Origin of the sequence: Citrobacter pasteurii (assembly GCF_019047765.1) — a bacterium.
Taxonomy (GTDB): domain Bacteria; phylum Pseudomonadota; class Gammaproteobacteria; order Enterobacterales; family Enterobacteriaceae; genus Citrobacter; species Citrobacter pasteurii.
In genome coordinates, this window is record NZ_CP077262.1 from 212,971 (window position 1) to 239,763 (window position 26,793).

A 26,793-nucleotide genomic window follows, 5' to 3' on the forward strand; every position below is an offset into this window, starting at 1 on the left:
CAACTTTAAATTAATGGGGTGGCTAATGGGATTCGAACCCACGACAACTGGAATCACAATCCAGGGCTCTACCAACTGAGCTATAGCCACCACTGCAAATCTTTTACGCGGTATTAAAACCACCGCAGCTCCGGCACCTTACTAAATGGTGCGCCCGACAGGATTCGAACCTGAGACCTCTGCCTCCGGAGGGCAGCGCTCTATCCAGCTGAGCTACGGGCGCTTAGCGCCGTTGCGGGGCTGGATATTACGGAGGTCTCGGTCTGCTGTCTAGTGCTTTTTTAAAATAAATTATCGTTTGGTCACGCTTTGTGCGTTTTGTCGCTTATTCCTGCAATTTTTGGGCTGTGCCATGACGATTCAGGCCAAAAACCTTATAAATGAGCGTCACCGCCAGTAAGAAGCCAATGCCAACAAACAGCGACATTCGGGTATCTTCATTAAAGTACATGCCAATTAATACGCAAATCAGGAACGCCATCGTCAAATAATTCGCCCACGGGAACAAAATCGAGCGGAAAGGATGACTGGTGATCGCCGCCTTATGGGCCTGACGGAAACGCAGCTGGCTTATCAGGATCACAAACCATGGCACCATCCCCGGCAGTACGCTGGCGCTATAAACATAAACGAATACGCGCTGCGGGTTGGGAATGATGTAGTTCAGGCACGAACCAATCAGCAGGATCGCGATAGAAATGGCCACACCGGCAACCGGTACGCCATGGCGAGAAACTTTTCCAACAGCGGCGGGTAGTTGGCGATTCTTTGCCAGCGCATAGAGCATGCGCCCGCAGCTGTACATCCCGCTGTTACAGCCAGACAGCGCCGCCGTCAGGACCACAAAGTTGATAATCCCAGCGGCTGCTGTAATACCAATCCTGGCAAAAGTGAGAACGAACGGGCTGCCGTTGCTGCCAATCTCATTCCACGGGAAGATAGTGACGATAACAAAAATCGCGCCCACGTAGAAAATCAGGATACGCCACAGGACCTTACCCACTGCGCTACGTAGTGTGACCTGTGGATTCTTCGCTTCACCAGCCGTGATGCCGATCAGCTCCACGCCCTGATAGGAAGCAACAACAATACACAATGCTGTCAGGAACCCTTTCCAGCCACCCGCGAAGAAGCCGCCATGCTCGGTCAAATTGCCAAAGCCGATCGCCTGACCACCGTTACCAAAGCCGAAGAAAATCACCCCTACGCCAATGACAATCATCACAATGATGGTGGTCACTTTAATCATGGCAAACCAGAATTCGATTTCACCATACAAGCGAACTGCTGCCAGGTTTGCCAGCGCCACCAGACCCACCGCAATCAACGCGGGTATCCATTGCGCCATTTCCGGGAACCAAAACTGCACGTAGACCCCAATGGCGGTAATCTCCGAGATCCCCACCGCCATCCACATAAACCAATATGACCATGCGGTAAGATAGCCAAAGAAGGGGCTCATATAACGGTGAGCGTAAACGGCGAATGAGCCGGTGACCGGCTCCAGGAACAACATCTCCCCCATGGAGCGCATGATGAAGAAGACGAACAGCCCAGCGACGATATACGCCAGCAGAACCGACGGTCCAGCCCATTTCAGGGTACTGGCAGCCCCCATAAACAGTCCGACGCCAATGGTGCCGCCAAGGGCAATTAATTCGATGTGACGAGCCTCCAGCCCACGCTGTAGCTCAGATTTATTCTCTGCCATAGATCCTCTTGTTGTGTTTGCATTGTTTCCGGTATTACCGGTTATCGTTATGGGTACATCGTTTTTTTGCCATAACAGGCCATTCAGCACCGACCACTTTACGGTTGGCGCCAAAAACACCACGGCACTGCAATGATTGTTGCGAATGGTTTCTTAAAATCGCCTAAATGGCAATTAAAGCATTCAAAAAATGAATAGATTGTGCGAGAAAGCAGCGATTATGTTGTGAATAAGTAGCACGTTTAGCATAACGCGCTACTGAACAACGCAGAGGTGATGTCAGAGATTGCCGGTATAGTGCCAGCGGAGATAACGTAATAAACGAAGTTGGCGGGTGATACGACTCGGTTGCAGCAGCAAGCGATACAGCCACTCCAATCCCAGGCTCTGCCAGAATTTGGGCGCGCGCTTTACGTGCCCGGTAAACACATCGTAGGTGCCGCCCACGCCCATATACAGCGCATGCGGATGGACCTGGCGACAATCGCGCATAAAAATTTCTTGTTTCGGCGAACCCATCGCCACGGTAACAAGTTGCGCGCCGCTGGCATGAATACGCTCAAACAGCGCCTGACGCTGATCGGCGGTAAAATAGCCGTCCTGACTGCCAACAATATTGACGTGCCATTGTGCGCGCAGTTTTGCCTCTGTTTGTGTCAGAACATCAGGCTTACCGCCAACCAGGAATACGGGCGTTCCTTCCTTCCCGGCGCGTGCCATCAGCGCTTCCCAGAGATCGGCACCCGCCACACGTGATACCTGCGCCTGCGGGAATTTTTTACACACGGAACGCACCACGCTGATCCCATCCGCATATTTAAACTCAGCGGCTTCGATCAACGTCCGAACCTCTGGGTTATCCTCCGCTGTCAGCATTTTTTCAGCGTTAATTGCTACCAGCGTCCCCTGCCTGAGACGTCCCTCGGCAAACAGGTAATTCAGCGCATGTTGCATATCGCGCCAGCCAATCAGTTCTAATCCGCGCAGTGAATACAGCGGCGCAGTTGTGTTATCTGTCATTACGATCCTTCAACCTGTGTCCGGGGCACCGACTTTATTCGTTTATGGATGAGTCCCGCACTATCAAACAGCCAGTACAACAATTTTGCCACCAACAGACAAATACCGAAAATCACGAGGAAAAAGACAACTCGCGAGACAAACGAATCTAACCCTTCACGTGCCAAAACGATCATATTAAAAATGGCACCGAAACAGAAACTGTGCAAAATCGCCGACTTATAGCGATTAGTTTCCCGGTTGCCTAATTCATACAACCAGTCGAACCATTTAATAATTAGGCCAACCACAATCGCACCTAACGGTATAAACAAGGCACCTCCCATCACCACCAGCGAACCAATCAGCGTCGGGGAGATAGCCAGGCCCGAGTGGTTGTTCAGCACTTCCCAAGTAAAATAGTTTGCGGAATTGAGCACAATGCCAGGTCGGCCCGGCCACAGCCAGGACGGTATAAAGACGTAGAAATCACGGACGATCGGCGCCAGTCCCTGAAACTCAATATTGTGGTAATTTTGCAGCAATAGCGCCAAATTCTCCCACGGCGAGAAGGTGTCGCGCGTCAGGTACAAGAACGTATAGAACGCCTCATCGCCGCTGACGTTCATCCCGTAGCGTTTCAGCGCCAGCCAGAACATCCCGACAATACCCAATACACCCGCCGCGGCCAGCATCCACAGCGAAATCCAGCCGCGAATAATGCCGATAAACAGGAAAATGGCAAACGCGATAATAATATTGGCGCGGGTTCCGCCAACAATCATGTACGTCAGCAAACCAAATGCAACGGTACTCACCAGGAAGAACAGCCACGCTTTGCTGTCCTGACGCAGGAAGTAGACCACCAGCATCGCCGGAATGAAGAAGTAGAAGAAGCGTTTCAGAGCCACCCCGGAGACTTCACTGGAGAAAATCTGGCTATAGGATTGCAGCCTGAATAGCAGGAAACCGTTGTGCATAAAGAAAATGCCCACGCTCACCAGCGCAATCGCCATCAGGATAATCCAGGTCAAATGTGCTTCAACGCGATTGATGGTAAACAGCGGTTTGCGCGTTCTCTCCGGGCTCCGTTTCCGCAGACGTGTTTTATAGGTCACATAGTACACTGCGTAGAAACAGGCAGCGGACAGCAACGCCTGCAGCAGAATTTCCGGCGGGGCCACCGCCACATCAAAGCGAAAGACCAGCACGCTGGTCAACGGAAAACCAAAGAAAAACGTCAATAAAAACAGCAATGAGAAGAAGACATTGAAGTTAAACCGCACGCGTCGGAATTCAAACCAGGTCAGCGTGGCGATAAACAAAGTCGAGAGCAGCCACACCACCAGCAGACCGCTGAATTGCATCAGACTCATACGGTTTCTCCTGAGGCAATGCGCAGCGCGTTATGCCACGGTTGCAGATAATTCGGGCTAAAGAAAGTAATTGCACTTTTATCAACCGATGCCAGCTGGCGCTGCGCCTCGCGTACAATGCCTTCATTGAGTACATCTGTCGTAAACAGAACCGGGATGTTTTGCTCTGCCATATCCTGCCAGAATGGGTTTTCACGATTGAGCACGCACGGGATCCCCGCCTGAATCAGCAGACACAATGTACCAATCCCCTGCTGACGGGCAAAAATAAAGTAACCCAGATCGCACTGACGCAGTAGCGCCAGATAGGCATCAAACTCCAGCTTTTCACTGAGAATTTGCAGGTTATCGGCGCTAAATAACGCCAGACCCGCCTGGCGCACGTCTTCAATATAGCCTGCATTATTTGCCGGGTAACCCATTGGCACAATCACGTTCACCGTATCACCAAACTGCTGATGAACAGCGCGTAGCGCGGCAATATGCTCATTACTGCGATCGCCAGAGTTCCCGACCAGGATCGTCATCTTGCCACTACGCTGACATTCACTGCTCATGTTATTGAGCGCGGGATCCATCCGCGTCGGGAAATAGAGCAATTCCCCGCGTACACGTGGATGCAGCTCAGCGAAATAACTCAGATCGCCTCGCGTGGCAAAGACACAACCCACGCGGTTTTGTGCCATTCGGCGAATCGGGTAAAACAGACGGAATTTCAGCCCACTGGAGACTTCATACAGATCGGCACCCCAAATATGCCAGTAAAACTGCTCAGGCTTAATCCCCCCGCTCAGCAATGCCAGCCACAGGCTGGTATTGAACTGCCCATGAAAGAAGAAACGCTGCTGGCGATCCGTCTTAGCTTTGGCGATAACGGCCTCTGCCAGCGCCTTCTTTCCGCCGTAGAAACTCAGTGATAATGCCGGGCAGCTCTCGCTAAATCCCGTATCCTGACCGGCAACCATAAACACGCGCGCGTGCTCGCTTGTTGCAGCCAACGCGTCGTTGAAGAACCGCAGCACGGTTTGGTTATGGTGAGGGATATCCGATCCCAGAACGTGAATCAGTACAGTCATACCCGCCTACGCCAGAGTAAAAACACGCCACAACAAAGAGAAAAATAGACGATGTACGTTGCCATATAGGCCTGTGCCGCGCCCAGAGCACCATGCACGGGGATCAACCAGTGAGCAAATGCCGTCAACAAAATGAACTGGCTAATTTCGGCCAGAATATAAAACCGCAGCGAGGCCTTCGCGATCACCAGATAGCCAAATACGTAGGCACCCACTTTCAGTACATCCCCCACCAGTTGCCAGGCAAACAAATCACGCATGGCGGTGAATTTAGCGGAGAAAAGCAGCCAGATAGCAAAATCACGTAACAGCCAGACGGTAAAACTCGCGGCGGCAACTGCCGGCAATACAAATTTCAGCGATTTGATAACTTCATGCGTGATGTCGCGCTTTTCAGTCAGGCGAGACAGTGTTGGCAGCAGATACACACTGAATGAAGCGGTAATAAATTGCAGGTACGCATCAGAGATACTGCTCACCCCCTGCCAAATCCCCACGTCATCCCAGCTGTATTGCGCCGCCAATAGGTTTCGCATCATCACATACGCCACTGGCAGCGTCACAGAGGTAATGAGCGCCATCAACGTAAACTTGCTGAGTTTCCCTGCCAGCCCGTTATCCCAGGAAGGTTTCAGGTATTGCACAGGGAGGGCTCCACGCTTGATCAGCATAAGCATGGCGGGCACCACCACCAGCGCTGGCACCAGCGCCAGCCCCAGCAAAGCACCTTCGTATCCGCCCAACCGATAGCAACCGTAGTAGGCCACGACGCCGACCAGGCTGCCAATAATCAGCGATAGCGCATTACCTGCGGCATCACGGAATCCTTTCATCAACGCCAGCAACAGGTTTGCCCAGGCAATCCCCATCTGTACCAACGCAACCAGGCGTACCAGCCCCTGAAAATGCGTATGACCAAACAATCCCTGACTGATAGGCGCTGCTGCCAGCAAAAAAATCGCCGCCATCAGCGTAGAGAATCCCAACACCATAGCGGATGATGTCCCCACCACCTTACGCAACCGCGCCGGGTCATCATGGTGCTGCGCAACGTATTTCGTGACGCCGTTGAAAATCCCAGCGCCCGCCAACACGCCAAGCACGGTGACCATCTGACGGAAGTTTCCCGCCTGGCCCACACCCGCAGGGCCGAAAGAGACCGCCAGCAGTTTTACCACCAACAAGCCCGCACCAATTTTTACCAGCGTACTGGTAGCCGTCCACAAGGACGCTTTAGCCAGCGACATATCAGGAGAAGTAGTTGAGTAAGGTCGTAATCACTGTGCGCTGGTTAACCGGCGACAGGTTGTAAAACAGCGGCAGACGCAACAGGCGTTCACTCTCTTTGGTGGTGTAACGATCGACTCCGGAAAACACGCCAAATTTATCGCCAGCCGGACAATCATGCAGCGGAATATAATGGAATACCGCCATAATTTCGGCTTCTTTCAGGAAGTTAATCAACGCCGTGCGATCGTCAATATCACGCAGCTTGATATAAAACATATGGGCGTTCTGCGCACAACCTTCCGGGATGACGGGTAAATCAATACGCCCGGCACGCGCCAGCGGTTCGAGGGCATCATAATAATTCTGCCACAGCACCAGACGCTGATGATTAATACGCTCTGCCGCTTCCAGTTGCGCCCACAGATAGGCCGCCTGGAGATCGGACATCAAATAACTGGAGCCAATATCACGCCAGGTATATTTATCAACCTGACCGCGGAAAAATTGACTGCGATTCGTCCCCTTTTCACGGATGATTTCTGCACGTTCAACTAATTTACGGTCGTTGATCAGCGTCGCCCCGCCCTCACCGCCTGCGGTATAGTTTTTGGTTTCATGGAAGCTAAAGCAGCCGATGTGACCAATGGTCCCCAGCGCACGACCTTTGTAAGTCGACATGACGCCCTGAGCAGCATCTTCCACCACGAACAGGTTGTACTGTGACGCCAACGCCATAATGGTATCCATTTCACAGGCAACCCCGGCGTAGTGCACCGGCACAATAGCACGGGTTTTCTCGGTAATCGCCGCTTCAATCAGCGTCTCATCAATGTTCATGGTATCCGGGTGGATATCGACAAAGACGATTTTTGCGCCACGCAGCACGAATGCGTTCGCGGTAGAAACGAATGTGTAACTGGGCATGATGACTTCATCGCCGGGCTGGATGTCCAGCAATAATGCCGCCATCTCCAGTGATGCGGTACAGGAAGGCGTCAGCAGTACTTTCTCACTGCCAAAATGCTGCTCCAGCCATTGCTGGCAACGGCGGGTAAAACCACCATCGCCACACAGCTTGCCGCTGCTCATCGCTGACTGCATGTATTCAAGCTCGGTTCCCACCACCGGCGGTGCGTTAAATGGAATCATTTTGTCACCTGTATAACCAGTACGCGGTGCTTTCCACATTTGCACCGCTCTGTATATAACGTTTAAGCGCGGCGGTGTTGCCCATCTGGGTCGCCACCCGCAATGTTGTTTTACCGCGAGCCTGTGCCCAGCAAAGCGCAGCTTGCATGAGTTCGGCACCCGCACCACGACCAGCCAGTAAGCCAATACGTGCATCAGTATCATTGACGTCACGTAGTGAGACATAACCGCGAATCCCACCTGTCTGTGTGCGAAAAATGAGGCACTGATGATCGAACGTGCCCAGCACAGCGTTTTCTATCCACTGTGCATAAAAACGCGCACTGGCCTCCACGGGATACCACGGTGCGCGGAAACGACTTTGGGCGAACGCCTCTCCTGCCAGTCGACGCAGTAGCGGGATATCCGCAGCTTGCGCCACCTGTGCACCGGGATTTTCACGGGCACACGCCACCGGCAGAACAAAGTCCATCTCACCTTCGACCAGTGAAAAGCCCAACTGCTGCAGGGCATCTAATTCATGAACATTAGCGGAAGGTATTTTTGCCTGCACCCGTTCCCAGCGCTGTAAAACTTCTGCTGTCAGGATCGGTGCGTGCGGGTCAAACCGTACGATGGCGCTATTCACGCCAAAGAACGTATTTTCCCAATCCAGAGGCTCAATACTGGCGCGGACGGGCACGGAGAAGCTCCAGCAAATATTGGCCGTAGCCTGTTTTAGCCAGAGAGCTGGCGGCACGTCTTACACCTTCATCATCCAGCCAACCATTGCGCCATGCTATCTCTTCCAGGCAGGCGATTTTAAAGCCCTGACGTTTCTCTACCGTCTGCACAAAAGTACTCGCTTCAATCAGACTGTCGTGCGTACCGGTATCCAGCCAGGCAAAGCCACGGCCAAGCAGCTCAACGGTCAGATTGCCATCGTCAAGGTACATCTGGTTAATGGAGGTAATTTCCAGTTCCCCACGCTCAGAAGGTTTCACGCGCTTTGCATATTCCACTACCTTACTGTCGTAGAAATAGAGTCCTGTCACCGCCCAGTTTGATTTTGGTTCTTTCGGCTTCTCTTCCAGCGAGACTGCCCGAAAATTGTCATCAAACTCCACCACACCGAAACGCTCAGGATCCATTACCTGATAGCCAAATACCGTCGCACCTGTCGTGCGGGCGGCGACATGGCGAAGTTTTGGACTAAATCCCTGACCAAAGAAGATATTGTCCCCAAGTACCAGACATGACGGTTCGCCGTTAAGGAACGTTTCACCAATAATGAACGCCTGTGCTAAACCATCCGGGCTGGGCTGCTCTGCATAGTGCAATGCAATACCGAACTCAGAGCCATCTCCCAGCAAACGCTGGAAATACCCTTTATCTTCCGGTGTGGTAATAATCAGGATCTCGCGAATTCCCGCCAGCATCAGTACCGATAGCGGGTAATAGATCATGGGCTTATCGTAAATAGGCAATAGCTGCTTCGATACGCCGCGCGTAATGGGGTACAGGCGAGTACCTGAGCCACCAGCCAGAATGATACCTTTCATATGATCCCTCCTCCGGGCGCCAAAACCAGGCTGTTAGCCCTTCAGGCCCAAACGCTCACCCTGGTAGCTGCCATCCTGCACGGGTTTCCACCAGGCCTCATTTGCCAGATACCATTGCACGGTTTTACGCATCCCACTTTCAAACGTTTCCTGCGGCACCCAGCCAAGTTCACGCGCAATTTTTGACGCATCAATGGCATAGCGCAAATCATGGCCTGGGCGATCTTCAACATAGGTGATCAGTTCACGATACCGCATAACACCTTTTGGTTTTTGCGGCGCCAGTTCTTCCAACAAGCTGCAAATCGTTTCGACCACGTCCAGGTTTTTACGCTCGTTATGACCACCAATATTATAGGTCTCGCCAACCGCACCTGTTGTCGCGACGCAATAGAGCGCCCGGGCATGATCTTCCACATACAGCCAGTCACGAATCTGCTGTCCGTTGCCGTACACCGGCAGAGGTTTTCCCGCCAGTGCATTGAGTATCATCAGCGGGATCAGTTTTTCCGGGAAATGGTAGGGCCCATAATTGTTGGAGCAGTTAGTCATTAACGTTGGCAGCCCGTAGGTACGCAACCAGGCTCGTACCAGATGATCGCTGCTGGCCTTTGACGCGGAATAAGGACTACTCGGTGCATACGGCGTCGTTTCGGTAAAGAAATCATCCGTAGAATGCAGATCGCCGTACACTTCGTCGGTTGATATATGGTGGAAACGAAACGCCTGCTTTTTATCATCGGTTAACACATTCCAGTATGCGCGAGCGGCTTCCAGCAACGTGTAGGTCCCGACAATATTGGTTTCAATAAATGCGGCGGGACCATCAATAGAACGATCGACATGACTTTCTGCCGCCAGGTGCATCACGCAATCCGGCTGATACTGTTGAAACACGTTGTCGAGCGCCAGGCGATCGCAGATATCCACGTGTTCAAAGGCAAAACGGGCATTCTGTGCAACCGGCGCCAGCGACATCAGGTTTCCGGCATAGGTTAACTTATCAACTACTACCACGGCATCCCGAGTCTCATTAATGATGTGACGCACAACCGCTGAGCCAATAAATCCTGCACCACCGGTAACCAGAATTCGTTTCATTAGCGCCAGACTCCTTTGGTATCAACCACGTATTGCTGGTGCACCGCATCGCCTTTAATCGCTTTAAATTCATTATGGTCAACCAGCATCACCAGCACATCGGCACTTGCCAACGCAGCATCCAGTTTCGCCAGTTGACACAGGCCATCCAGTTTTTTCGGCAACTGATGGATATTCGGTTCAACCACCAACGTCTCACCGCTGTGCCAGCGTGCGATACTTTGCGCCACCCCCATTGCCGGGCTTTCACGTAAATCATCAATATTCGGTTTGAACGCCAGACCAAAACAGGCAATTTTTACGTCGCTGGCACGTTTATTAGTCTCCGTCAAACAATCCGCTACCGCGGCTTTTACCCGATCGACAACCCAATGAGGCTTACTGTCATTTACCTCACGTGCGGTGCGGATCAATCTCGCCTGCTGTGGGTTCTGCGCCACAATAAACCACGGGTCGACTGCGATACAGTGTCCGCCAACGCCAGGTCCAGGCTGCAAAATATTAACCCGCGGGTGACGGTTCGCCAGACGGATCAGTTCCCAGACGTTAATCCCCTGATCGGCGCAAATCAGCGACAGTTCATTAGCAAAGGCGATATTGACATCGCGGAAGCTGTTTTCGGTCAACTTGCACATTTCTGCGGTGCGGGCATTAGTCACCACGCATTCACCTTCGAGGAAGATGTTGTACAGTTCACTGGCGCGCATAGAGCAAACGGGGGTCATTCCGCCAATCACACGGTCATTTTTAATCAGTTCAACCATCACCTGCCCTGGCAGCACGCGCTCCGGACAATAAGCAATATTTACGTCAGCCTGTTCCCCCGTCTGCTGCGGGAAAGTCAGATCAGGGCGCATTTCTGCAAGCCATGCTGCCATCTGTTCCGTTGCCCCGACGGGTGACGTCGATTCAAGGATCACCAACGCCCCTTTTTTCAGCACCGGCGCAAGCGACTTCGCTGCGGCTTCAACATAGACCATATCGGGTTCATGCTCCCCCTTGAAGGGGGTCGGCACAGCAATCAGATAAGCGTCTGCTTCAACAGGTGTTGTAACCGCACGCAGAAAGCCATTTTCGACTGCTGTTTTCACCACAGCACCCAAATCAGGTTCAACGATGTGGATTTCACCGCGGTTAATGGTATCCACCGCATGTTGATTTACATCTACGCCAATAACATGTTTTTGACGGGAAGCAAAAGCGGCCGCCGTCGGCAGTCCGATATAACCCAGCCCAATGACAGAAATGGTCGTAAAACTCATAGCGATATCCGATTATTTTTTAACGCGTGTAAAATGCGGCCACACGCCTGCCCATCACCATACGGATTATGGGCGCGGCTCATGGTCTGATATTCATTTTCGTCATGCAGCAAGCGCGTGACTTCTGCCACAATACGCTGAGGGTCAGTCCCAACCAGACGTACTGTGCCTGCGGTAATGGCTTCTGGCCGTTCCGTTGTTTCTCGCATCACCAACACCGGTTTGCCCAGAGAAGGGGCTTCCTCCTGAATCCCGCCGGAATCGGTAAGGATAAGCCAGGCATGATTCATCAGCCAGACGAATGGCAGATAGTCCTGTGGCTCAATCAGGATCACGTTTTCAACATGACCCAGGATTCGATTTACCGGCTCGCTAACGTTGGGGTTCAGGTGTACCGGATAGACAATCTGTACATTCTGATTAGCCGCGGCAATTTCCGCCAGTGCATGGCAGATTTGCTCAAAGCCGCGACCAAAGCTTTCCCGACGATGACCGGTCACCAGGATCATCTTCTTATCCGCATCCAGGAAAGGATAGCGCTCAGCCAGTTCAGCGCGCAGCGCTTCATTTCCGAGTACACGATCGCGAACCCAGATCAACGCATCAATAACCGTGTTCCCCGTGACAAAAATACGGCCATCCGGAATGGTTTCACGCAACAGGTTTTGGCGTGAATTTTCAGTTGGGGAAAAGTGATACATTGCCAGGCGTCCGGTCAGTGTACGGTTTGCCTCTTCCGGCCAGGGAGAATAGAGATCGCCAGTTCGCAACCCAGCCTCAACATGTCCCACCGGAATACGCTGATAAAACGCGGCCAGACTGGTCGCAAGGGTTGTTGTTGTGTCACCGTGGACTAGCACCACATCAGGTTTAAACTCAGCGAGGATTGGTTTTAATCCTTCCAGAATTCGGCAGGTAATTTCTGTCAGTCCCTGACCTGGCTGCATAATATTGAGATCGTAGTCAGGTACGATGGAAAAGAGGTGCAATACCTGATCGAGCATCTCCCGATGCTGTGCAGTGACGCAAACTTTCGCGTCGAAATCAGGATCTTTAGCCAGCGCATGAACCAGAGGAGCCATCTTAATGGCCTCCGGTCGCGTACCAAATACAGTCAGTACTTTCACATCGATTCTCTTCGGATTGGCAGTGAGAGCCCAGCCCCTCACTGCAACGGTATTGCTAAATCGAACGGCGACGGGTTAACGCGACACCAGCACCGATCAGAGCCCCAACGATGCCCCACATAATCATCAGGAAAGCACGACGTGGGCTATCACGTTTTACCGGTTCTTCCGGCGTCCGCAAATAACGATAGGTCTGAAAACGCGGATCCAGGGTCGGTCCTACGTTCAGCGTGTTCAGCATGGCTCTGTTTTGAAAATAGTCCATATCAAAATCTGGGCCAACAGATTGCAGGTTTTCGAGTCGCGCCTGCAACATAGGGCGTCCGAGTAAAAACAACTCAGAATCAGGCAACTCTTCAGCAGGGACATCGGTAGAAGTACGCGAAATATTATGCTGCTCAGCAATTTTGAGCGCTTGTTCAATGTTATGAACACGGCGAGAGAAAATCGATTTTGCTACCTCTTCCTGCCGTTTGACCTGCGCTTTCATTTGCACCGTCCGCGCAGCCCATGCGCCTTTCAGCTCATCGTTCAGATGACGTGCTGCTCGCTGGCTGGCAAAGGCCACGTACTGGCGCAGCAGATTGTTGGCATCAGGCGCCGTTTCCGCAATAAGCTTCACGCTGTCATTGGTGTTCCGCAACGCATCACCTGGCATAAACTGAATGTTATTGATCAGTTCATCCAGCAGCGCGGCATCGGCTTTACTGTTTCCGACCATACGCTGCTTGTAATAATCAGTCTGCTGCCAGAATTCACGACGCGTATCCCAAGAGGCAAGCTGCATGATAAATTCTTTATAGGCTTCATCCATCACCGACGGCTGGTCCGTTGATGCGAGGCTGGCCTTAATATCCAGGTTGCGCAGGAACTGTTGTTGAGAGTAATAGCCCCCCAACATATTCACCGTAGGCTTGTCTGAAATAGCCGTTGCGCTCCACTCCTGACGGGCGAAAAAAGTATAGGCGAGAGCAATAAGTGCAAATGCGAGCGCCATACCGACAATCCACACTTTCCCTGCCCATAAGGTACGAAACAACCCACGGATATCCAGTTCATTTTCAGCGCTCATGGCGTCTTCCCCCGGTAATGGTTGTGTCATCGCATCCTCAATTCACTTGGTTAAGTTTGGTTTGCCTTCACGAATTCTTCGCAGTCTGCGCTTCACTCGCTTGATAAATCTCGCCACTTTCCAGGCACGCTTGATACAGTATCCGTAGAGGCCAAATGCCATTAAAAACAGCACCAGCATGGCCCATTCCGGAACCAAACGGAAATATTCAGCCAGCACACCGATCGATGCCAGCACGGCCGCCGCCAGCGTAATCAGAACAAATGCCTGGCGGGAAGTAAACCCTGCCCGCATCACCAAATGATGAATGTGCTGGCGATCGGCTGAGAACGGGCTCATGCCCTTACGCAAACGGCGGTACATGATCGCCACCATATCCATTAACGGGATGGCGATAATCCACAGTGCGGTAACTGGGCTTATAGGATGTGTTTTGCCCTGCGTGGTTTCCAGCAGGATCCAGATGATGGTAAAACCAATCAGCGTACTGCCGGCATCACCCATGAAGACTTTATAACGGCGCCCAAGAACGCCCAGGTTCAGCAGAATATAAGGCAGAATGGCGGCGATCATCGCAAAACACCATACGGCCAGACTCGTCTGCCCATCGAACCACAGGATAAACCCCATCGCCGCAAATGAAACGCTGGACAGCCCACCTAACAGGCCGTCAATACCGTCCACCATATTGAAAGCATTAATTGCCGCCCAGACGGCAAACAGCGTCAGTAAATAGCCAAACGGACCAAGAATCATCTCCCAGGGGCCAAAAATATACCCAAGGCTAAGAAGATAGAGTTTGCCAACCGACATCATGATAATGCCGATCGCGGCCTGGATAGTTGCGCGGATTTTTACACTGATATCAAAACGATCGTCCAGCGCGCCAACCAAAACCAGCACGCCGGCACAGGCCAGATAGAGAGAAGCATGCGGGATGTAATAATCAGCAATCACAAACGTAAAGCAAATACCTGCGTAAGCTGAAATCCCCCCAACCAGCGGGATCAATCCTTGATGCCGTTTGCGAAAGTTGGGTTTATCCACTAAACCAATCTTTTTTGCGACCTTACGCGCAAAGAAAAGAAACAGTGTTGTGAATAAAAAAATACTGATGAGATCAGTGCTTACTGTCAGTAAATTCACAATGCATGCTCTCAGAGAAAATTAATAGCAGAAGTATAACCACGAAGACCTTTATTCAGAAGGGAAACCCGTCTCCATATCCGATGGTTCTGTATAATTATCAACCACAAGATACAAATTACGAATCTTTTTCAACCTGGCGGTATGTCATACCGTATTATTGTTATCGTGTCGTTAAGATTACAGGCATAAAAGCAAAACGCCACGTAAAAACGTGGCGTTTTCGGATGATACCTGAATTATGAGCGCTTCATCATATCGAAGAAGTCATCATTGGTCTTCGTCATCGCCAGCTTGTTAATGAGGAACTCCATTGCATCAATTTCACCCATCGGATGGATGATTTTGCGCAGGATCCACATTTTCTGCAGCTCTTCCTGGGTGGTAAGCAGCTCTTCTTTACGGGTACCGGAACGATTGTAGTCGATAGCCGGGAAGACGCGTTTTTCAGCGATCTTACGAGAGAGGTGCAGTTCCATGTTGCCGGTACCTTTAAACTCTTCGTAGATAACTTCATCCATTTTAGAGCCGGTATCGATAAGCGCAGTCGCGATGATGGTCAGGCTGCCGCCCTCTTCCACGTTACGTGCCGCACCGAAGAAACGCTTCGGACGGTGCAGGGCGTTAGCGTCCACACCACCGGTCAGGACTTTACCGGAAGCCGGAACCACGGTGTTATAAGCACGCGCCAGACGCGTGATGGAGTCGAGCAGGATGATAACGTCTTTCTTGTGTTCAACCAGACGTTTCGCCTTCTCGATTACCATTTCCGCAACCTGAACGTGGCGAGATGCGGGTTCGTCAAAGGTAGAAGCCACAACTTCACCTTTAACCAGACGCTGCATCTCGGTCACTTCTTCCGGACGTTCGTCAATCAGCAGAACCATCAGCACACAGTCCGGGTGGTTGTAGGCAATGCTCTGCGCAATGTTCTGCAGCAGCATGGTTTTACCCGCTTTCGGCGGTGCCACAATCAGACCACGTTGACCACGACCGATCGGCGATGCCAGATCCAGTACGCGCGCCGTTAAGTCCTCGGTAGAACCATTACCACGCTCCATACGCAGACGAGAGTTTGCGTGCAGCGGCGTTAAGTTTTCGAAGAGGATTTTGTTACGGGCGTTTTCCGGTTTGTCGTAGTTAACTTCGTTAACTTTCAACAGCGCAAAATAGCGTTCACCTTCTTTCGGCGGGCGAATCTTACCAGAAATGGTATCACCAGTGCGGAGGTTGAAACGGCGGATTTGGCTTGGAGAAACGTAGATGTCATCAGGACCGGCGAGGTAGGAACTGTCTGCAGAGCGGAGGAAACCAAATCCATCCTGCAATATCTCCAGCACACCGTCACCAAAGATATCTTCGCCACTCTTTGCGTGCTGCTTCAGGATGGCAAAAATAATGTCCTGCTTGCGCATACGAGCCAGGTTTTCAAGGCCCATATTTTCGCCGAGAGTGATCAGCTCAGAAACCGGCGTATTCTTTAATTCGGTAAGATTCATAATGGTGTGAGTTCTTAAACTTGGGGTAAATCTCGAACTTAATGTTGTGAATGGTATGGCAGGGTCATCCATGCCTGTTTACGGCCATCGACTCATGTCTGTTCGCTGTCTGGTCACAGGAAAGTACGCAGAACTGAAACGACAAGACGGATTGAGTGACAAGGCCCTGAATCTGTCTACTTCTCGCACGAGAAACAACGGGAAGTATTGGATAAAGCTAGATTCAAACTTAATAAGGTATGTTTAATACGAAGTCAACACTAACTTAGCACGACTCAAGTCGGGCGTCCAGTCATCCGAATCATTTCGAAGTATGGCCGCCCGATCATGATACTTCCTTACGCTAAGTTAGCGTCGAGGAACTCTTTCAACTGACCTTTGGACAGCGCGCCGACTTTAGTCGCCGCAACTTCACCGTTTTTAAACAGCAGAAGGGTCGGGATACCACGAATACCATACTTCGGCGCGGTGCCTGGGTTTTGGTCAATGTTCAGTTTCGCAACCGTCAATTTGCCCTGATATTCGTCAGCGATTTCATCCAGAATCGGAGCGATCATTTTGCACGGACCGCACCACTCTGCCCAGAAATCAACGAGGATAGCTCCGTCCGCTTTGAGTACATCCGTGTCAAAACTGTCGTCAGTCAGGTGAATAATTTTATCGCTCATAATAACTCCACAGGAATAAGCCTGGTGTGTTGGTGTTTACACATCATCCTTCAAGCGCCTTTTTGTTGGCTGTGCGCTGCGTCCTGGTCACGTACTCAATACGCTTCTTTGGACCCATTCACTTGCCATCTCGACGCATCATGAATGAATTGTGTACAGTATTAACCAACTAAAGGTTGACTTTATTTCACCGGATACGCTTTCGTAAAGCAATAGTAAGCTGATATTCTACCACACTATGAGCAAAACACATTTAACAGAACAGAAGTTTTCCGACTTCGCCCTGCACCCAAAGGTGATAGAAGCCCTTGAAAATAAAGGGTTTCATAACTGCACGCCCATTCAGGCCCTCGCGCTGCCGCTAACGCTGGCAGGTCGTGATGTTGCAGGGCAGGCGCAAACCGGTACCGGAAAAACGATGGCGTTCCTGACGTCAACGTTTCATTATCTTCTCTCCCATCCCGCGATTGCCGATCGCAAGGTGAACCAACCGCGTGCGTTAATTATGGCGCCAACGCGTGAGTTAGCCGTGCAGAACCACGCCGATGCCGAGCCGCTGGCACAGACCACCGGTCTGAAATTAGGCCTGGCTTATGGCGGTGATGGCTATGACAAACAGCTGAAAGTGCTGGAAAGCGGCGTCGATATTCTTATCGGCACTACTGGTCGTCTCATTGACTACGCAAAACAGAACCATATCAACCTGGGCGCGATTCAGGTCGTGGTACTGGATGAAGCCGATCGTATGTACGATCTCGGCTTTATTAAAGACATTCGTTGGCTGTTCCGCCGTATGCCGCCAACCACTCAACGCCTGAACATGCTGTTTTCTGCCACCCTCTCTTACCGCGTTCGCGAACTGGCGTTCGAACAGATGAATAACGCCGAGTACGTTGAAGTCGAACCGGAACAGAAGACAGGTCATCGTATTAAAGAAGAACTCTTCTATCCTTCCAACGAAGAGAAAATGCGTTTGCTGCAAACGCTGATTGAAGAAGAGTGGCCAGATCGCGCCATCGTCTTTGCGAACACTAAGCATCGTTGTGAAGATATCTGGGGCAGCCTTGCCGCTGACGGTCATCGCGTAGGCCTGCTTACCGGTGACGTGGCGCAGAAAAAACGTCTGCGTATCCTTGATGAGTTCACTCGTGGCGATCTGGACATTCTCGTTGCGACGGATGTCGCCGCGCGCGGTCTGCATATCCCAGCCGTAACGCACGTATTTAACTATGACCTGCCGGATGACTGTGAAGATTACGTCCACCGTATCGGTCGTACCGGTCGTGCTGGCGCGAGCGGTCACTCGATCAGCCTGGCCTGTGAAGAATACGCGCTGAATTTACCCGCTATCGAGACCTATATTGGCCACTCGATTCCGGTTAGTAAGTACAACCCAGATGCGCTGATGACCGATCTGCCGAAGCCGTTACGCTTAACGCGCCCACGCACTGGCAATGGCCCGCGTCGCACCGGTGGTGCTCCGCGTAATCGTCGTCGTTCAGGTTAAGAAAAGTTATGCCATACACAAAATCATTCAGCCTGCATCAAGGCGGCAAGAAAACGAATCCCGATGAGCTTACTTTAGTAAGTGATTCGGGTGAGAGAACGCAGCCAACACAGATACAGGCTGAAGGATGAAGTGTATGAATTCTACTTCGCTGTATGCGGCAATTGATCTCGGCTCGAATAGTTTTCATATGCTGGTCGTACGCGAGGTGGCGGGAAGCATCCAGACGCTCACGCGTATCAAACGCAAGGTGCGTCTGGCTGCCGGCCTGAACAACGACAACGCTCTCTCCGCTGAAGCCATGGAACGCGGCTGGCAATGCCTGCGCCTGTTTGCTGAACGCCTGCAGGATATCCCGCAACCGCAAATCCGCGTGGTCGCCACGGCAACATTGCGCATCGCGGTAAACGCCGATGTCTTTATCGCCAAAGCGCAAGAGATCCTCGGCTGCCCTGTCCAGGTCATCAGTGGTGAAGAAGAAGCGCGTCTGATTTATCAGGGTGTTGCCCATACGACCGGCGGAGCCGATCAACGCCTGGTCGTTGATATTGGCGGCGCCAGTACCGAGCTGGTTACTGGCTCCGGCGCACAAACCACCTCCTTGTTTAGTCTGTCAATGGGCTGCGTTACCTGGCTCGAACGGTACTTCACCGATCGTAATCTGGCACAGGAAAACTTTGACGAAGCCGAGAAAGCGGCTCGTGAAGTTCTGCGCCCCGTCGCCGATAAACTGCGTTTTCATGGCTGGAAAGTTTGCGTCGGTGCCTCCGGTACCGTCCAGGCGTTGCAGGAAATCATGATGGCGCAGGGTATGGACGAGCGCATTACGCTAGCCAAACTTCAGCAGCTTAAGCAGCGCGCTATTCACTGCGGTCGTCTGGAAGAGCTGGAAATAGAAGGATTAACGCTGGAACGTGCGCTGGTTTTCCCCAGCGGATTGGCCATTCTGCTCGCCATTTTCACCGAACTGAACATTCAGTGCATGACCCTGGCCGGCGGCGCACTGCGTGAAGGTCTGGTCTACGGTATGCTGCACCTGCCAGTCGATCAGGATATTCGCAGCCGTACGCTACGTAATATTCAGCGTCGGTTTATGGTTGACACCGATCAGGCGAACCGCGTCGCACAGTTGGCTGTACATTTATTCGATCAGGTGAAAGATGAGTGGCATCTTGAGGCCATTAGCCGTGAACTGCTGCAAAGTGCCTGTCAGCTGCATGAAATAGGGCTGAGCGTGGAATATAAGCAGGCACCGCTGCATGCCGCCTGGCTGGTGCGTAATCTCGATCTTCCGGGTTTTACCCCCGCGCAAAAAAAACTGTTAGCCACGCTGCTATTAAATCAGACCAACCCAGTCGATCTCTCTTCGCTGCACCAGCAAAACGCCGTGCCGCCGCGTATCGCTGAGCACCTTTGCCGTTTACTACGTCTGGCGATCATCTTCGCCGCACGCCGTCGTGACGATTTAGTACCGCGCATCATCCTGCAAGCTCAGGATGAAAATCTGACGCTAACGTTGCCGGAAGGCTGGCTGGAACATCATCCATTAGGTAACGAGTTGATCGATCAGGAAATCCAGTGGCAAAGCTATGTCCACTGGCCGCTGGAAGTGCGTTAGATGCTGGCTGCCGGATGGCGCTCACGCTTATCCGGCCTACCAAATAAATATTACTTCTCTTTGGCTTTCGCCATCATAGCCCGGATATTCGCAATGCTGGCCTGCCCCTTTTGCATCCGCTCCTCAGCGCTCATCACTTTACGCTCCTGTTCCCAGATTACATCATCCTGTGGCAGTTCAAGCAGGAAGCGGCTCGGCTCCGGGCGCACCAGCTCCCCGTACTGACGGCGCTCCTTGCACAACGTGAAGATAAGCTCTTTCTGTGCACGGGTAATGCCGACATAGGCCAGACGACGCTCTTCATCAATGTTGTCTTCATCAATGCTGCTCTGATGAGGTAAGAAGCCCTCTTCCATTCCCACCATAAACACATACGGGAACTCCAGCCCTTTTGAGGCATGTAACGTCATCAACTGCACCTGGTCCAGCTCTTCTTCGCTTTCTCCGCGCTCCATCATGTCGCGCAGGGTAAAACGGGTAACAACCTGAGTCAGGGTCATCGGCTCTTCCAGCTCACTGCCTTCCAGCATCTCCGTCATCCAACTGAACAACGTGTTGACGTTTTTCATACGCATCTCTGCCGCTTTCGGGCTCGGCGAGGTTTCATACAGCCAGGATTCGTAATCAATGCCGTGGATCAAATCGCGTACGGCGGCAACCGGCTCACGCTCCGCCAGGCGTTGGATTTCCCCCAGCCAGTGCGTAAAGCGGGTTAGAGAATCATAACCGCGGCCGGTCAGCGTCTGGCTAAGCCCCATATCAAAACTGGCGGTAAACAGGCTTTTATTCCGCGTCATGGCCCACTCACCCAACTTTTGCAGGGTCGCCGGACCGATCTCACGCTTCGGTGTATTAACAATACGCAGAAACGCGCTGTCGTCATCCGGGTTGCTCAGCACACGCAGGTAGGCCAGCAGATCTTTGATTTCCGGACGCGAGAAAAACGATGTCCCCCCGGAAATTTTGTACGGGATGCGGTTCTGCATCAGGAATTTTTCGAACACCCGTGACTGGTGGTTGCCGCGATACAGGATCGCATAGTCCTTATACTGCGTCTTATTCACAAAGTGATGAGCAATCAACTCCCCGGTCACACGTTCCGCTTCATGCTCTTCGTTGTTGGCGCTCAGTACTTTCAACTCAGGTCCGTAGCCCAGCTCAGAGAACAACCGCTTTTCAAATACGTGCGGATTGTTAGCAATGAGAATATTTGCGGCCTTCAGGATACGTCCGGAAGAACGATAGTTCTGCTCCAGCTTAACCACCTGCAGCGCCGGAAAATCTTTGCTCAACAGCACCAGGTTTTGCGGACGCGCACCACGCCACGAGTAAATCGACTGATCGTCATCACCCACAACGGTGAAGCGTGCACGGCTGCCCACCAATAACTTCACCAACTCGTACTGGCTGGTGTTGGTATCCTGATATTCATCCACCAGCAGGTAGCGAATCTTGTTTTGCCAGCGCTCACGTACCTCTTCATTGCGCTGCAACAGCAGCGTGGGGAGCAGGATCAGATCGTCAAAGTCGAGAACGTTACACGCCTTCATATGCGCGTCGTACAGACCATAGCAGTGAGCAAAAATACGATCGCGCTCGCCTTTCGCGCTGGCCGCCGCCTGTGCCGGGGTCATCAGATCGTTTTTCCAGTTGGAGATCGTCGAGATCAGCTGTTGAAGGATAAGTTTATCGTCCTCAATTAACCCTTCGGTCAGCTCTTTAAGCAGAGCCACCTGGTCGGTATCGTCAAACAGCGAGAAATTCGACTTCATCCCCAGCGCCGCATATTCGCGCTTGATGACGTCCAGCCCCAGAGTGTGGAAGGTGGAGATCATCAATCCACGCGCCTCTTTACGACCCAGCGTTTGCGCCACGCGCTCTTTCATTTCACGCGCGGCCTTATTGGTAAAAGTCACCGCCGCGATATGGCGTGCCTGATAGCCACAAACGCGGATCAGGTGCGCAATTTTATTGGTAATAACGCGCGTCTTACCGGAACCCGCTCCCGCCAGCACCAGGCAAGGTCCGGTGACAAATTCGACGGCTTGTTGTTGTCCGGGATTCAAACGCATAAAGGGTCACTCATGAAAGTCGGGAGGGGAAAATAACAGCGTGGTAGTATAGCCAGCCTTAACCACCCCACTCAAGGCACGATCATGGCAAAAACAGCAGCAGCAGTGCATATCCTTGTTAAAGAAGAGAAACTGGCACTGGATCTTCTGGAACAGATTAAAAACGGCGCCGACTTCGGTAAGCTGGCGAAAAAGCATTCCATCTGCCCATCAGGCAAACGCGGCGGTGATTTAGGCGAGTTCCGCCAGGGCCAGATGGTTCCGGCGTTCGATAAAGTCGTCTTCTCTTGCCCGGTGCTGGAGCCAACTGGCCCGCTGCACACACAGTTCGGTTACCACATCATTAAAGTGCTGTACCGTAACTAATAAAAAGCCCGGTGCGTTCAGGCGCCGGGCTTTTTTTCCGGATGGCGGCTACGCCTTATCCGGCCTACATCTGCTGTGCGTAGGTCGGGTAAGCGCAAGCGCCACTCGACATCCTATTTAGCCAGCAACTGCAATACGTTTCATATCCGTCATATAACCACGCAGTTTCTTACCAACCTGCTCGATAGCGTGGCCGCGAATAGCTTCGTTCACGTCGCGCAGTTGAGCATTATCTACCGCACCTTCGGCAATCGCTTTGCCCAGATCGCCGGTCTGCAGGGTAGTCATAAACTCTTTCAGCAGCGGTACGCATGCGTAAGAGAACAGGTAGTTACCGTATTCTGCGGTATCGGAGATAACCACGTTCATTTCGTACAGACGCTTACGGGCGATGGTGTTCGCAATCAGCGGCAGCTCGTGCAATGATTCGTAGTAAGCAGACTCTTCGATGATGCCGGAATCAACCATGGTTTCGAACGCCAGCTCAACGCCCGCTTTCACCATCGCAATCATCAGAACGCCTTTATCGAAGTACTCCTGTTCGCCGATTTTGCCTTCAAACTGCGGGGCGGTTTCGAACGCGGTTTTACCGGTCTCTTCACGCCAGGTCAGCAGTTTCTTATCGTCGTTGGCCCAGTCAGCCATCATGCCCGAAGAGAATTCACCGGAGATGATATCGTCCATGTGCTTCTGGAACAGCGGCGCCATAATCTCTTTCAGCTGTTCGGACAGCGCATAAGCGCGCAGTTTCGCCGGGTTAGACAGACGGTCCATCATCAGGGTGATGCCGCCCTGCTTCAGCGCTTCGGTGATAGTTTCCCAACCGAACTGAATCAGTTTTTCTGCATAAGCCGGGTCGGTACCTTCTTCCACCAGCTTGTCGAAGCACAGCAGAGAGCCCGCCTGCAGCATACCGCACAGGATAGTCTGCTCGCCCATCAGATCAGATTTCACTTCTGCCACGAAGGAGGATTCCAGTACGCCAGCGCGGTGACCGCCAGTTGCCGCAGCCCAAGCTTTAGCGATGGCCATGCCTTCGCCTTTTGGATCGTTTTCCGGGTGCACCGCGATCAGGGTTGGAACACCGAAACCACGTTTGTACTCTTCACGCACTTCGGTGCCCGGACACTTCGGCGCCACCATCACTACAGTAATGTCTTTACGGATCTGCTCGCCCACTTCGACGATGTTGAAGCCGTGGGAATAGCCCAGCGCCGCGCCGTCTTTCATCAGCGGCTGTACGGAACGCACCACGTCAGAGTGCTGTTTGTCTGGCGTCAGGTTAACCACCAGGTCAGCCTGCGGGATCAGCTCTTCATAGGTACCGACTTTGAAGCCGTTTTCGGTCGCTTTGCGCCAGGAAGCACGCTTCTCAGCGATCGCTTCTTTACGCAGGGCATAAGAGATATCCAGACCGGAGTCACGCATGTTCAGGCCCTGGTTCAGACCCTGCGCGCCACAGCCGACGATGACCACTTTTTTACCCTGAAGGTAGCTTGCGCCATCGGCGAATTCGTCGCGACCCATAAAGCGACATTTGCCCAGCTGTGCCAGCTGCTGGCGCAGGTTCAGTGTATTAAAGTAGTTAGCCATGGTGGTGTACTCCGTGATGTTGTGTTGTGGTGCTTATTATTCGGTTCGCGTTTCAGCGAGATTAGACTCACATTACAACAGGAAATTTATTGCGGAAATTGATATATTCACAACGTCACATTGCAATTTATGCAACGTAGAAACCCGGAGGCTCGTCTGTGGATTTACGCGATCTGAAAATGTTCCTGCATCTGGCGGAAAGCCGCCATTTTGGCCGCAGCGCACGGGCGATGCACGTCAGCCCGTCCACGCTTTCCCGGCAAATTCAGCGTCTCGAAGAAGACCTCGGCCAGCCGCTGTTTGTTCGCGATAACCGTACGGTCACGCTCACCGAAGCGGGTGAGGAGCTGCGCGTGTTTGCCCAACAGACGCTGCTGCAGTATCAGCAATTACGCCATACTATTGATCAGCAAGGACCGTCGTTGTCCGGTGAACTGCATATCTTCTGCTCAGTGACTGCCGCCTACAGCCATTTACCACCGATCCTTGACCGCTTCCGCGCCGAACACCCGTCGGTGGAAATCAAACTCACTACCGGTGATGCCGCCGATGCGATGGATAAAGTAGTCACTGGCGAGGCCGACCTGGCGATTGCCGGGAAGCCGGAAACGCTGCCTGGCGCGGTGGCCTTTTCCATGCTGGAGAATCTGGCTGTGGTATTGATAGCGCCAGCACTGCCTTGCCCGGTACGCAATCAGATTTCTGTAGAAGCCCCTGACTGGTCAACGGTACCCTTTATCATGGCTGACCAGGGGCCAGTTCGCCGCCGTATTGAGCTATGGTTCCGGCGCAATAAAATCAGCAATCCGTCGATTTACGCCACGGTGGGCGGTCACGAGGCGATGGTATCCATGGTCGCACTGGGCTGCGGCGTAGCATTGTTGCCAGAAGTGGTGCTGGAAAACAGCCCGGAGCCGGTACGTAACCGCGTGATGATTCTGGAACGTAGCGACGAAAAAACACCGTTCGAGCTGGGCGTATGCGCACAAAAAAAGCGGCTGCATGAGCCGCTTATTGATGCTTTCTGGAAGATATTGCCGAATCACTAGCCGCCGAATGGCGGCGCAAGCGCCTTATCCGGCAGATAGTCAGGGCGTAGGCCTGATAGGCGCAGTGCCATCAGGCTTCCCAAACATCACCCCGCGAGAAAAAAACGAAACGCCGGGTTATGTGTTTCATCGTGACAGTCATAGCCCAGTTCGTTCAGCCGCGTTTCGAAATCAGGTTCATGCTCACCCAACTCAAACGCCGCCAGTACACGGCCGTAGTCAGTTCCATGACTGCGATAGTGGAACAATGAAATATTCCAGTGCGTCCCCAGTGTATGCAGAAACTTCAGCAGCGCCCCCGGCGATTCCGGGAATTCGAAGCTGAACAGCCGTTCCTGCAAGGGTTTCGACGGACGGCCGCCAACCATATAGCGCACGTGCAGCTTCGCCATTTCGTCGTCGGACAGATCCACGACGCTGTAGCCGCCGTCGCTAAGCAACTGGAGGATTTCTTTACGTTCTTCCAGACCACGACTCAGGCGTACGCCGACAAAAATGCAGGCATCTTTGGCATCGGCAAAGCGGTAGTTAAACTCGGTCACTGAACGCCCACCCAGCAACTGACAGAATTTCAGGAAACTGCCCTTCTCTTCCGGGATGGTCACCGCCAGCAGCGCTTCGCGCTGTTCCCCCAATTCACAGCGTTCAGACACGTAGCGCAGGCCATGGAAGTTAACGTTCGCACCGGACAGCACATGTGCCAGTCGTTCACCGCGAATATTGTGCTGGGCGATGTACTTTTTCATCCCCGCCAGCGCCAGCGCCCCGGAAGGTTCCGCCACCGCACGCACGTCTTCGAACAGGTCTTTCATCGCCGCACAGATAGCATCGCTATCAACGGTAATGATGTCGTCGAGGTATTCCTGGCACAGACGGAAAGTTTCGTCGCCGATACGCTTCACCGCCACACCTTCAGCAAAGAGGCCAACGCGCGGAAGATCGACCGGTTGGCCGGCATCCAGCGCCGCTTTCAGGCAGGCAGAATCCTCAGCTTCAACGGCAATCACTTTGATTTGTGGCATCAACTGTTTGATCAGCACTGCGACACCGGCGGCCAGACCACCGCCACCGACCGGTACAAAAACACGGTCAAGATGGGCATCCTGCTGCAGTAACTCCAGCGCCAGCGTACCTTGCCCGGCAATCACCATCGGGTGATCGAATGGCGGGACCCAGGTAAAGCCTTGCTGTTGCGACAGCTCAATTGCTTTGGCTTTGGCTTCATCAAAGTTCGCCCCGTGCAGCAATACTTCGCCACCGAAACCGCGCACGGCATCGACTTTGATATCAGCGGTAGCTGTCGGCATGACAATCAGCGCCTTCACGCCTAAACGCGCAGAGGAAAAAGCGACGCCCTGGGCATGGTTTCCTGCTGATGCAGTGATCACACCATGCGCTTTCTGCGCTTCAGTCAGTCCCGCCATCATGGCATAGGCTCCGCGCAGCTTGAAGCTGTGCACGGGTTGACGGTCTTCGCGTTTCACCAGAATTACGTTATCGAGGCGCGAAGAGAGCTTGTCCATTTTTTGTAGCGGCGTGACCTGCGCTGCTTCGTACACCGGCGCACGCAGTACCGCTCTGAGATATTCAGCACCTTCCGGCGTGCCGGACAGGGGTTGTGAATCCGCCAT

At 52.6% G+C, this 26,793-nt stretch carries 23 protein-coding genes and 2 tRNA genes; 4 read left to right on the forward strand and 21 right to left on the reverse strand.

Translation table 11 applies throughout. The annotated features are described in order from the left end of the window. Positions 1 to 14: 14 nt before the first annotated feature. The 18 genes from I6L54_RS01070 to trxA form a co-directional block, all read right to left on the reverse strand. Positions 15 to 90: transfer RNA gene (locus tag I6L54_RS01070), tRNA-His, on the reverse strand. Positions 91 to 146: 56 nt separating this feature from the next. Beyond that, a tRNA-Arg gene (locus I6L54_RS01075) sits at positions 147 to 223 on the reverse strand. A 102-nt stretch (positions 224 to 325) separates the two neighbouring features. Beyond that, positions 326 to 1,711, reverse strand: coding sequence for a bifunctional threonine/serine APC transporter ThrP (gene thrP / locus I6L54_RS01080; RefSeq protein ID WP_040230070.1), 1,386 nt, complete (start codon positions 1,709 to 1,711; stop codon positions 326 to 328). 279 nt (positions 1,712 to 1,990) lie between these two features. Next, positions 1,991 to 2,731, reverse strand: coding sequence for a lipopolysaccharide N-acetylmannosaminouronosyltransferase (gene wecG, locus I6L54_RS01085; protein WP_005133328.1), 741 nt, complete (start codon positions 2,729 to 2,731; stop codon positions 1,991 to 1,993). Beyond that, positions 2,731 to 4,086, reverse strand: coding sequence for an ECA oligosaccharide polymerase (wzyE, locus tag I6L54_RS01090; protein WP_040230069.1), 1,356 nt, complete (start codon positions 4,084 to 4,086; stop codon positions 2,731 to 2,733). Before wzyE ends, wecG begins: the two co-directional genes overlap by 1 nt. Further along, positions 4,083 to 5,162: a TDP-N-acetylfucosamine:lipid II N-acetylfucosaminyltransferase gene (locus I6L54_RS01095; protein ID WP_005133334.1), complete on the reverse strand. Its 1,080-nt coding sequence runs from the start codon at positions 5,160 to 5,162 to the stop codon at positions 4,083 to 4,085. The genes wzyE and I6L54_RS01095 overlap by 4 nt, the downstream gene beginning before the upstream one ends. After that, complete coding sequence (gene wzxE / locus I6L54_RS01100) at positions 5,159 to 6,409, reverse strand: lipid III flippase WzxE (protein ID WP_005133335.1); 1,251 nt, start codon at positions 6,407 to 6,409, stop codon at positions 5,159 to 5,161. The genes I6L54_RS01095 and wzxE overlap by 4 nt, the downstream gene beginning before the upstream one ends. Before the next feature lies 1 nt (position 6,410). Beyond that, the gene (rffA, locus tag I6L54_RS01105) at positions 6,411 to 7,541 is read right to left on the reverse strand and encodes a dTDP-4-amino-4,6-dideoxygalactose transaminase (protein ID WP_040230067.1); all 1,131 of its coding nucleotides are present in this window, start codon (positions 7,539 to 7,541) and stop codon (positions 6,411 to 6,413) included. A 4-nt stretch (positions 7,542 to 7,545) separates the two neighbouring features. After that, positions 7,546 to 8,223, reverse strand: a complete 678-nt coding sequence (gene rffC, locus I6L54_RS01110) for a dTDP-4-amino-4,6-dideoxy-D-galactose acyltransferase (protein WP_040230066.1) — start codon at positions 8,221 to 8,223, stop codon at positions 7,546 to 7,548. Further along, complete coding sequence (gene rfbA, locus I6L54_RS01115) at positions 8,201 to 9,082, reverse strand: glucose-1-phosphate thymidylyltransferase RfbA (protein ID WP_005133346.1); 882 nt, start codon at positions 9,080 to 9,082, stop codon at positions 8,201 to 8,203. The genes rffC and rfbA overlap by 23 nt, the downstream gene beginning before the upstream one ends. Before the next feature lie 33 nt (positions 9,083 to 9,115). After that, the gene (rffG, locus tag I6L54_RS01120) at positions 9,116 to 10,183 is read right to left on the reverse strand and encodes a dTDP-glucose 4,6-dehydratase (protein WP_040230065.1); all 1,068 of its coding nucleotides are present in this window, start codon (positions 10,181 to 10,183) and stop codon (positions 9,116 to 9,118) included. Next, entirely contained in the window at positions 10,183 to 11,445 is a 1,263-nt protein-coding gene (wecC, locus tag I6L54_RS01125) for a UDP-N-acetyl-D-mannosamine dehydrogenase (protein WP_040230063.1), read from the reverse strand. Before wecC ends, rffG begins: the two co-directional genes overlap by 1 nt. Further along, positions 11,442 to 12,572 carry a non-hydrolyzing UDP-N-acetylglucosamine 2-epimerase gene (wecB, locus tag I6L54_RS01130; protein ID WP_005133351.1) on the reverse strand — a complete coding sequence of 377 codons (1,131 nt, stop codon included), beginning with the start codon at positions 12,570 to 12,572 and terminating at the stop codon, positions 11,442 to 11,444. Before wecB ends, wecC begins: the two co-directional genes overlap by 4 nt. A 55-nt stretch (positions 12,573 to 12,627) precedes the next feature. Next, positions 12,628 to 13,674 (reverse strand): ECA polysaccharide chain length modulation protein, encoded by a 1,047-nt coding sequence (gene wzzE / locus I6L54_RS01135; RefSeq protein WP_005133352.1) that lies wholly within the window; start codon positions 13,672 to 13,674, stop codon positions 12,628 to 12,630. 12 nt (positions 13,675 to 13,686) lie between these two features. Beyond that, positions 13,687 to 14,790 carry a UDP-N-acetylglucosamine--undecaprenyl-phosphate N-acetylglucosaminephosphotransferase gene (gene wecA / locus I6L54_RS01140; RefSeq protein ID WP_005133353.1) on the reverse strand — a complete coding sequence of 368 codons (1,104 nt, stop codon included), beginning with the start codon at positions 14,788 to 14,790 and terminating at the stop codon, positions 13,687 to 13,689. A 239-nt stretch (positions 14,791 to 15,029) separates the two neighbouring features. Further along, complete coding sequence (rho, locus tag I6L54_RS01145; protein ID WP_002437993.1) at positions 15,030 to 16,289, reverse strand: transcription termination factor Rho; 1,260 nt, start codon at positions 16,287 to 16,289, stop codon at positions 15,030 to 15,032. A 78-nt stretch (positions 16,290 to 16,367) separates the two neighbouring features. Beyond that, complete coding sequence (locus I6L54_RS01150; protein ID WP_101743114.1) at positions 16,368 to 16,451, reverse strand: rho operon leader peptide; 84 nt, start codon at positions 16,449 to 16,451, stop codon at positions 16,368 to 16,370. Between the two features lie 176 nt (positions 16,452 to 16,627). Further along, positions 16,628 to 16,957 carry a thioredoxin TrxA gene (gene trxA / locus I6L54_RS01155; RefSeq protein ID WP_001280776.1) on the reverse strand — a complete coding sequence of 110 codons (330 nt, stop codon included), beginning with the start codon at positions 16,955 to 16,957 and terminating at the stop codon, positions 16,628 to 16,630. A 238-nt stretch (positions 16,958 to 17,195) separates the two neighbouring features. On the opposite strand from trxA, the gene rhlB reads away from it, so the two are divergent. Both rhlB and gppA read left to right on the forward strand, forming a co-directional pair. After that, the gene (gene rhlB, locus I6L54_RS01160; RefSeq protein WP_217124632.1) at positions 17,196 to 18,464 is read left to right on the forward strand and encodes an ATP-dependent RNA helicase RhlB; all 1,269 of its coding nucleotides are present in this window, start codon (positions 17,196 to 17,198) and stop codon (positions 18,462 to 18,464) included. A 136-nt stretch (positions 18,465 to 18,600) separates the two neighbouring features. Then, positions 18,601 to 20,082 (forward strand): guanosine-5'-triphosphate,3'-diphosphate diphosphatase, encoded by a 1,482-nt coding sequence (gene gppA, locus I6L54_RS01165; RefSeq protein ID WP_040230060.1) that lies wholly within the window; start codon positions 18,601 to 18,603, stop codon positions 20,080 to 20,082. Positions 20,083 to 20,132: 50 nt separating this feature from the next. Here gppA and rep read toward each other — a convergent pair whose 3' ends face one another. Continuing rightward, positions 20,133 to 22,154, reverse strand: coding sequence for a DNA helicase Rep (rep, locus tag I6L54_RS01170; protein WP_040230059.1), 2,022 nt, complete (start codon positions 22,152 to 22,154; stop codon positions 20,133 to 20,135). 84 nt (positions 22,155 to 22,238) lie between these two features. On the opposite strand from rep, the gene ppiC reads away from it, so the two are divergent. After that, positions 22,239 to 22,520 carry a peptidylprolyl isomerase PpiC gene (gene ppiC / locus I6L54_RS01175; RefSeq protein WP_003017999.1) on the forward strand — a complete coding sequence of 94 codons (282 nt, stop codon included), beginning with the start codon at positions 22,239 to 22,241 and terminating at the stop codon, positions 22,518 to 22,520. Positions 22,521 to 22,637: 117 nt separating this feature from the next. On the opposite strand, the gene ilvC is transcribed toward ppiC, so the two are convergent. After that, positions 22,638 to 24,113 carry a ketol-acid reductoisomerase gene (gene ilvC, locus I6L54_RS01180; protein WP_005133363.1) on the reverse strand — a complete coding sequence of 492 codons (1,476 nt, stop codon included), beginning with the start codon at positions 24,111 to 24,113 and terminating at the stop codon, positions 22,638 to 22,640. Positions 24,114 to 24,271: 158 nt separating this feature from the next. On the opposite strand from ilvC, the gene ilvY reads away from it, so the two are divergent. Continuing rightward, the gene (ilvY, locus tag I6L54_RS01185) at positions 24,272 to 25,162 is read left to right on the forward strand and encodes an HTH-type transcriptional activator IlvY (protein WP_005133364.1); all 891 of its coding nucleotides are present in this window, start codon (positions 24,272 to 24,274) and stop codon (positions 25,160 to 25,162) included. Positions 25,163 to 25,248: 86 nt separating this feature from the next. On the opposite strand, the gene ilvA is transcribed toward ilvY, so the two are convergent. Beyond that, entirely contained in the window at positions 25,249 to 26,793 is a 1,545-nt protein-coding gene (gene ilvA / locus I6L54_RS01190; RefSeq protein WP_040230057.1) for a threonine ammonia-lyase, biosynthetic, read from the reverse strand.

Bases quoted from the DNA above. Each gene is read 5' to 3' on its own strand.
- thrP (WP_040230070.1), bottom strand. From the start codon at position 1,711: ATGGCAGAGAATAAATCTGAGCTACAGCGTGGGCTGGAGGCTCGTCAC.
- wecG (WP_005133328.1), bottom strand. From the start codon at position 2,731: ATGACAGATAACACAACTGCGCCGCTGTATTCACTGCGCGGATTAGAA.
- wzyE (WP_040230069.1), bottom strand. From the start codon at position 4,086: ATGAGTCTGATGCAATTCAGCGGTCTGCTGGTGGTGTGGCTGCTCTCG.
- I6L54_RS01095 (WP_005133334.1), bottom strand. From the start codon at position 5,162: ATGACTGTACTGATTCACGTTCTGGGATCGGATATCCCTCACCATAAC.
- wzxE (WP_005133335.1), bottom strand. From the start codon at position 6,409: ATGTCGCTGGCTAAAGCGTCCTTGTGGACGGCTACCAGTACGCTGGTA.
- rffA (WP_040230067.1), bottom strand. From the start codon at position 7,541: ATGATTCCATTTAACGCACCGCCGGTGGTGGGAACCGAGCTTGAATAC.
- rfbA (WP_005133346.1), bottom strand. From the start codon at position 9,082: ATGAAAGGTATCATTCTGGCTGGTGGCTCAGGTACTCGCCTGTACCCC.
- rffG (WP_040230065.1), bottom strand. From the start codon at position 10,183: ATGAAACGAATTCTGGTTACCGGTGGTGCAGGATTTATTGGCTCAGCG.
- wecC (WP_040230063.1), bottom strand. From the start codon at position 11,445: ATGAGTTTTACGACCATTTCTGTCATTGGGCTGGGTTATATCGGACTG.
- wzzE (WP_005133352.1), bottom strand. From the start codon at position 13,674: ATGACACAACCATTACCGGGGGAAGACGCCATGAGCGCTGAAAATGAA.
- rho (WP_002437993.1), bottom strand. From the start codon at position 16,289: ATGAATCTTACCGAATTAAAGAATACGCCGGTTTCTGAGCTGATCACT.
- trxA (WP_001280776.1), bottom strand. From the start codon at position 16,957: ATGAGCGATAAAATTATTCACCTGACTGACGACAGTTTTGACACGGAT.
- rhlB (WP_217124632.1), top strand. From the start codon at position 17,196: ATGAGCAAAACACATTTAACAGAACAGAAGTTTTCCGACTTCGCCCTG.
- gppA (WP_040230060.1), top strand. From the start codon at position 18,601: ATGAATTCTACTTCGCTGTATGCGGCAATTGATCTCGGCTCGAATAGT.
- rep (WP_040230059.1), bottom strand. From the start codon at position 22,154: ATGCGTTTGAATCCCGGACAACAACAAGCCGTCGAATTTGTCACCGGA.
- ppiC (WP_003017999.1), top strand. From the start codon at position 22,239: ATGGCAAAAACAGCAGCAGCAGTGCATATCCTTGTTAAAGAAGAGAAA.
- ilvC (WP_005133363.1), bottom strand. From the start codon at position 24,113: ATGGCTAACTACTTTAATACACTGAACCTGCGCCAGCAGCTGGCACAG.
- ilvA (WP_040230057.1), bottom strand. From the start codon at position 26,793: ATGGCGGATTCACAACCCCTGTCCGGCACGCCGGAAGGTGCTGAATAT.